The sequence below is a fragment of the Microbacterium sp. 69-10 genome, assembly GCF_001897945.1.
In the GTDB taxonomy this organism is placed as follows: Bacteria; Actinomycetota; Actinomycetes; order Actinomycetales; family Microbacteriaceae; genus Microbacterium.
In genome coordinates this window covers 1-4,850 of sequence record NZ_MKRT01000028.1, presented here as the reverse complement: position 1 = coordinate 4,850, position 4,850 = coordinate 1, and the positions used below count along the sequence as shown (strand labels likewise).

General features: G+C 70.5%; 5 protein-coding genes and 1 pseudogene. 5 read left to right on the top strand and 1 reads right to left on the bottom strand.

Going from position 1 to position 4,850, the window contains the following annotated elements:
* Positions 1–411, top strand: a 411-nt coding sequence (locus BGN97_RS14435) for a SufE family protein (protein WP_363331438.1), incomplete at its 5' end; no start/stop codon positions are given.
* A gap of 6 nt (positions 412–417) precedes the next feature.
* Here the strand turns inward: BGN97_RS14435 and BGN97_RS14430 are convergent.
* A complete protein-coding gene (locus BGN97_RS14430; protein WP_292702943.1) occupies positions 418–1,590 on the bottom strand; it encodes an alpha/beta fold hydrolase in 1,173 nt (390 codons plus the stop codon).
* Positions 1,591–1,693: 103 nt separating this feature from the next.
* Here BGN97_RS14430 and BGN97_RS14425 point away from each other — a divergent pair, with 103 nt between their 5' ends.
* From BGN97_RS14425 to BGN97_RS14410, 4 genes and pseudogenes are all read left to right on the top strand, one after another.
* Positions 1,694–2,197 (top strand): DUF3000 domain-containing protein, encoded by a 504-nt coding sequence (locus BGN97_RS14425; protein ID WP_292703586.1) that lies wholly within the window; start codon positions 1,694–1,696, stop codon positions 2,195–2,197.
* Positions 2,190–3,382, top strand: a pseudogene (locus BGN97_RS14420) (HRDC domain-containing protein). The gene BGN97_RS14425 and the pseudogene BGN97_RS14420 overlap by 8 nt, the downstream one beginning before the upstream one ends.
* 73 nt (positions 3,383–3,455) lie before the next feature.
* The gene (locus BGN97_RS14415; RefSeq protein WP_292702940.1) at positions 3,456–4,661 is read left to right on the top strand and encodes a thiolase family protein; all 1,206 of its coding nucleotides are present in this window, start codon (positions 3,456–3,458) and stop codon (positions 4,659–4,661) included.
* An 8-nt stretch (positions 4,662–4,669) separates the two neighbouring features.
* The coding region (locus BGN97_RS14410; protein WP_292703584.1) for a hypothetical protein at positions 4,670–4,850 on the top strand (181 nt) is incomplete at its 3' end.

Here is a 4,850-nt window from a genome sequence, read left to right as displayed (position 1 = left end):
GCACGCCTGGCGGAGGTCCGCGAGGAGTTCCTGGAGCTCCCTCAGGAGGACCGCCTGGAACTGCTCCTGGAGTACTCGTCCGAGCTCCCGCCGGTGCCCGAGCACCTCGCCGGCAACGTCGACATGTACGAGCGCGTCGCGGAGTGCCAGTCCCCTGTCTTCATCAACGTCGAGGTCACCGACGGCGTCGTCGCCATGCACGCGACGGCGCCGCCGGAGGCGCCGACCACCCGCGGGTTCGCGAGCATCCTGGTGCAGGGCCTCACCGGACTGACCGCCGACGAGGTCCTCGCGATCCCGGGCGACTACCCGCAGACCATCGGCCTGACGAAGTCGGTCTCGCCCCTGCGGATCGCCGGCATGACCGGGATGCTGGTGCGCGCCCAGCGACAGGTCGCAGAGAAGCGCTGACTCAGCTCAGGAGCCGGCGCGCGCGCCGAGGCCGTGCTCCGACATCCAGTCGGTGATCGCGGCCGTCCACCGCGTCTGGTCGTAGTTCCAGAGCTTCGTGTGCCGCGCCACCGCGAACGCGGGCATGGTCACGAGGTCCGGCCGCGCAGCCGCCAGCGCGTGGGAGGCGTCCGCGGGGACGAACCCGTCGTCGTCGCTGTGCAGGATCAGGATCGGCGCGTGCAGCTCGGATGCCCGTGCCACCATGTCCAGGCGATCGAAGCGGATCGCGTTCTCCGCGCCGCTCAGCCGCGCCGTGAACGTGTTCTCCAGCACACCCATGGCCAGGGCGGGAAGCGGTTCGCGCAGGCCCTCCTCACGCGCCTGGAAGCGCAGCACGGTGCGCCAGTCGACGACAGGTGAATCCAGCACGAGGCCGGCGATCCGGTCGCGGTTGCCGGAGGAGACGGCTGTCTGCAGCGCGATGGCACCGCCCATCGACCATCCCATCAGCACGACGCGCCGCGCTCCGTGCCGCAGCGCGTATCCGATGGCCGCGTCCACGTCGCGCCATTCGCTCGCGCCGAGCGCGTAGCTCCCTCCGCGGGAGCGCGGTGCCTCGCCGTCGTTGCGGTAGGACACCACGAGGTTCGGCAGCCCCAGGGCATGGAACACCGGCACGGCGCGCAGGCACTCGGATCGCGTGGTGCCGCGACCATGGACCTGGATGACCCACGTGTCCGCGTTCCCGGTGTCCGCCGCGGGGAAGAACCACGCAGGGCAGGGGCCCGCGGGCGAACCGATCAGCACGCTCTCCCACGGCAGGTGCAGCTCGCTCGGGGTCACGTAGTACCAGCCGCTGAACGCGGCATCCCTGTCCACCTGTGCACCCGGTTCGATCTGGGTCAGCAGTTTGCGGCGCACGGTCCGGGAGTCGGCGCCGAGCACCGCGCCGAGCTTCACATAGCCGTAGGTGCCCGAGGTGAACAGTCCGTAGCGCCCGGGCAGCTCGGTGTCCGGCGTGCGATCCAGCTCGATCGTCTGCGCGCCGGTGTCCACAGCCAGGATGTGCGTGTCGTTGCGCCGCACCGTCGGCGTGACCACACGGCGGGCGACCGTGAACACGACCGCTCCGGCTGCGGCTCCCAGCGCCAGCAGCGCGGGTACGGCGATGGCTACGGCGTGCCTGAGACTCTTCATCGCCTCCTGACTCTAGCCTGTCCACGTGACTGCACACCCGGATGCCGCAGCGCTCTTCGCCGTCGCCGCCGCAGAGCTGCGCGAGACGACGTTCCGCGCCGACATGGTCGTGCGGGAGATCCCGTCCCCCGCAGGTCTGGCGCCCTTCTCGCTGGCCCTCGCCGCGGACGTGCGCCCGGATGATCACGGCGACTCCATCTACGGCACCGGACGGTTCGTGCTGCTGCACGATCCGGACGAGCCCGCGGCCTGGGGCGGCGCCTGGCGCGTGATCGCGTTCGCCCAGGCCCCGCTGGAGCCCGAGATCGGCACCGATCCCCTGCTCGCCGACGTCGCCTGGTCGTGGCTCGTCGACGCCCTGGACTCACGCGCCGCGCAGTACCACTCCGAATCGGGGACCTCGACGAAGATGCTCTCGAAGGGCTTCGGCGGCCTGGCTGAGGAGGGCGACGGCGCTCAGATCGAGCTGCGCGCGTCGTGGACCCCGGATGCGCCGCTGCGCCCGCATGTGGAAGCATGGGCAGAGCTGGTGGGGATGCTGGCGGGTCTCCCGCCGGGTTCCGAGGATGTCGCCGTGTTCGGCGCGAGAAGGGACGGTCGTGGCTGAATACTCCGTGATCGGTGACCGCACGGAGTTCGAGAAGGCGTGTCTCGCCCTCTCCCAGGGCCAGGGACCGGTAGCCGTCGACGTGGAGCGCGCGTCCGGGTTCCGCTACTCGCAGCGCGCGTACCTCGTGCAGGTCTTCCGGCGCGACGCGGGCGTCTTCCTCTTCGATCCGCCGGCCGTCGGTGACTTCAGCGCACTGCAGGATGCCATCGGCGACACCGAGTGGGTCTTCCACGCCGCCAGTCAGGATCTGCCGTCGCTGCGCGAACTGGGCCTGAATCCGCCCCGCATCTTCGACACCGAGCTGGCCTCCCGCCTCCTGGGCAGCGATGGCTTCGGTCTCGCCGCCGTCGTCGAGCACACCCTCGGGATCACCCTGGCCAAGGCGCATTCGGCCGCCGACTGGTCCACGCGGCCGCTCCCGCAGCCGTGGCTCGAGTACGCGGCCCTCGACGTGCTGCACCTGATCGACGTCGCGGACGTGCTCGCCCGCGAGCTCGCGGAGGCGGGCAAGACCGAGATCGCGGCGGAGGAGTTCCAGGCGACTCTCGACAAGGAGCCAAGGCCCCTCGCACGGAGCCATGGCGCCGGCTGAGCGGACTTCACAAGGTGCGCGGCGCTCGTCAGCTGGCGGTCGCCCGTGAGCTCTGGACCGCACGCGAGGCGTACGCGCAGGAGATCGATGTCTCCCCCGGCCGCCTCGTGCCGGACCGCTCGCTGCTCGCGGCCGTGCTCGCCACGCCGCAGAGCAAGGCCGCCCTCGCAGCGCTCAAGGAGTTCAACGGGCGCGCCAGCCGCACCCAGCTGGACCGTTGGTGGGACGCGATCGAGCGCGGCCGCACCACGGAGGACCTCCCTCGTGAGCGCGTGCCCAGTGATGCGCTCCCGCCGCCGCGCGCATGGGCGGATCGCAATCCGGAGGCCGATCTGCGGCTGAAGGCCGCCCGCCCTGTGGTGGAGGCCATCGCGGAGGAGCTGCACATGCCGACGGAGAACCTGCTGACCCCGGACTTCCTGCGCCGGGTGGCCTGGCAGCCGCCGGCGCTGACAGCCGAGGCCGTCGGCGAGGCTCTCGCCACGCTCGGGGCTCGACCGTGGCAGGTTGCGCATACCGCACAGAAGATCGCGGATGCCTTTGTAGAGGGGCCGCAAACCGATTCGGACGCCCCCGAAACGGCTTCGTAGGTTCGATCCAACCGATTCCTGACGCTCCGAGCACCCTCCTAGGCTGGGGTCATCCCAACCAATGGAGGCAGGAGTGGCCGAGATCTCGGACGTCTTCTTCGTCGATGGAGTGCGCACGCCTTTCGGGCGCGCCGGCGAAAAAGGAATGTATTGGAACACCCGCGCGGATGACCTCGCCGTCAAGGCGACCATCGGCCTGATGGAGCGCAACGCCTCCGTCCCCGCCGACCGCATCGACGACGTCGCGATCGCCGCGACCTCGCAGACCGGCGACCAGGGCCTGACCCTCGGACGGTCGGTCGCGATCCTGGCCGGTCTCCCGCAGACCGTTCCCGGCCTCGCGGTCGAGCGGATGTGCGCCGGCGCCATGACCAGCGTCACCACGATGGCGGCCTCCATCGGCATCGGCATGTACGACTTCGCCCTCGCCGGCGGTGTCGAGCACATGGGCCACCACCCGATCGGCGGCAACGCCGACCCGAACCCGCGCTTCGTCGCGGAGCGCATGGTCGACCCGGGCGCTCTCAACATGGGCGTCACCGCGGAGCGGATCTTCGACCGCTTCCCGCACCTGACCAAGGAGCGCTCCGATCGGTTCGGCATGCTCAGCCAGCACAAGGTCCAGGCTGCGTACGACGCCGGCAAGATCCAGCCCGACCTGGTGTCCGTGGCGATCAAGGACGCCGACGGCGCCTGGGGCCTCGCCACCGAGGACGAGGGTCGTCGCCCGCAGACCACCATGGAGGACCTGGCGGCGCTGAAGACCCCGTTCCGTCCGCACGGCCGCGTCACCGCCGGAACCTCCTCCCCTCTGACCGACGGCGCGAACATGTCGCTGCTCGCCGGCGGCGGCGCTGTCAAGGAGTTCGGCCTGACCCCCAAGATGCGGATGGTCTCGTTCGCCTTCGCCGGCGTGCAGCCCGAGATCATGGGCATCGGCCCGATCCCGTCGACCGAGAAGGCCCTCAAGAAGGCCGGCCTCACCATCGACGACATCGGCCTGTTCGAGCTCAACGAGGCCTTCGCCATCCAGGTGATCTCCCTGCTCGACCACTTCGGCATCGCCGACGACGACCCCCGCGTCAATCAGTGGGGCGGCGCGATCGCCCTCGGACACCCCCTCGCGGCGTCCGGTGTGCGCCTGATGATCCAGCTCGCCGCGCAGTTCGCCGAGCGCCCCGACGTGCGCTACGGCCTGACGGCCATGTGCGTCGGTCTCGGCCAGGGCGGATCGGTCATCTGGGAGAACCCGTTCTACGACGGCAGGAAGCGGAAGTGACGGCGGACATGACGAACTACGACGACATCGACTTCTCGCCGATCATGGCCCTCACCGAGGGCGAGGTCGTCACGCACTCTCCCGTGCGCGACATCCGCCTCGCCTCAGGCAAGGTGCTCGCCCTGATCACGCTGGACAACGGCCGCGACCACACCCGCCCGAACACGCTGGGGCCCGCCACGCTCACCG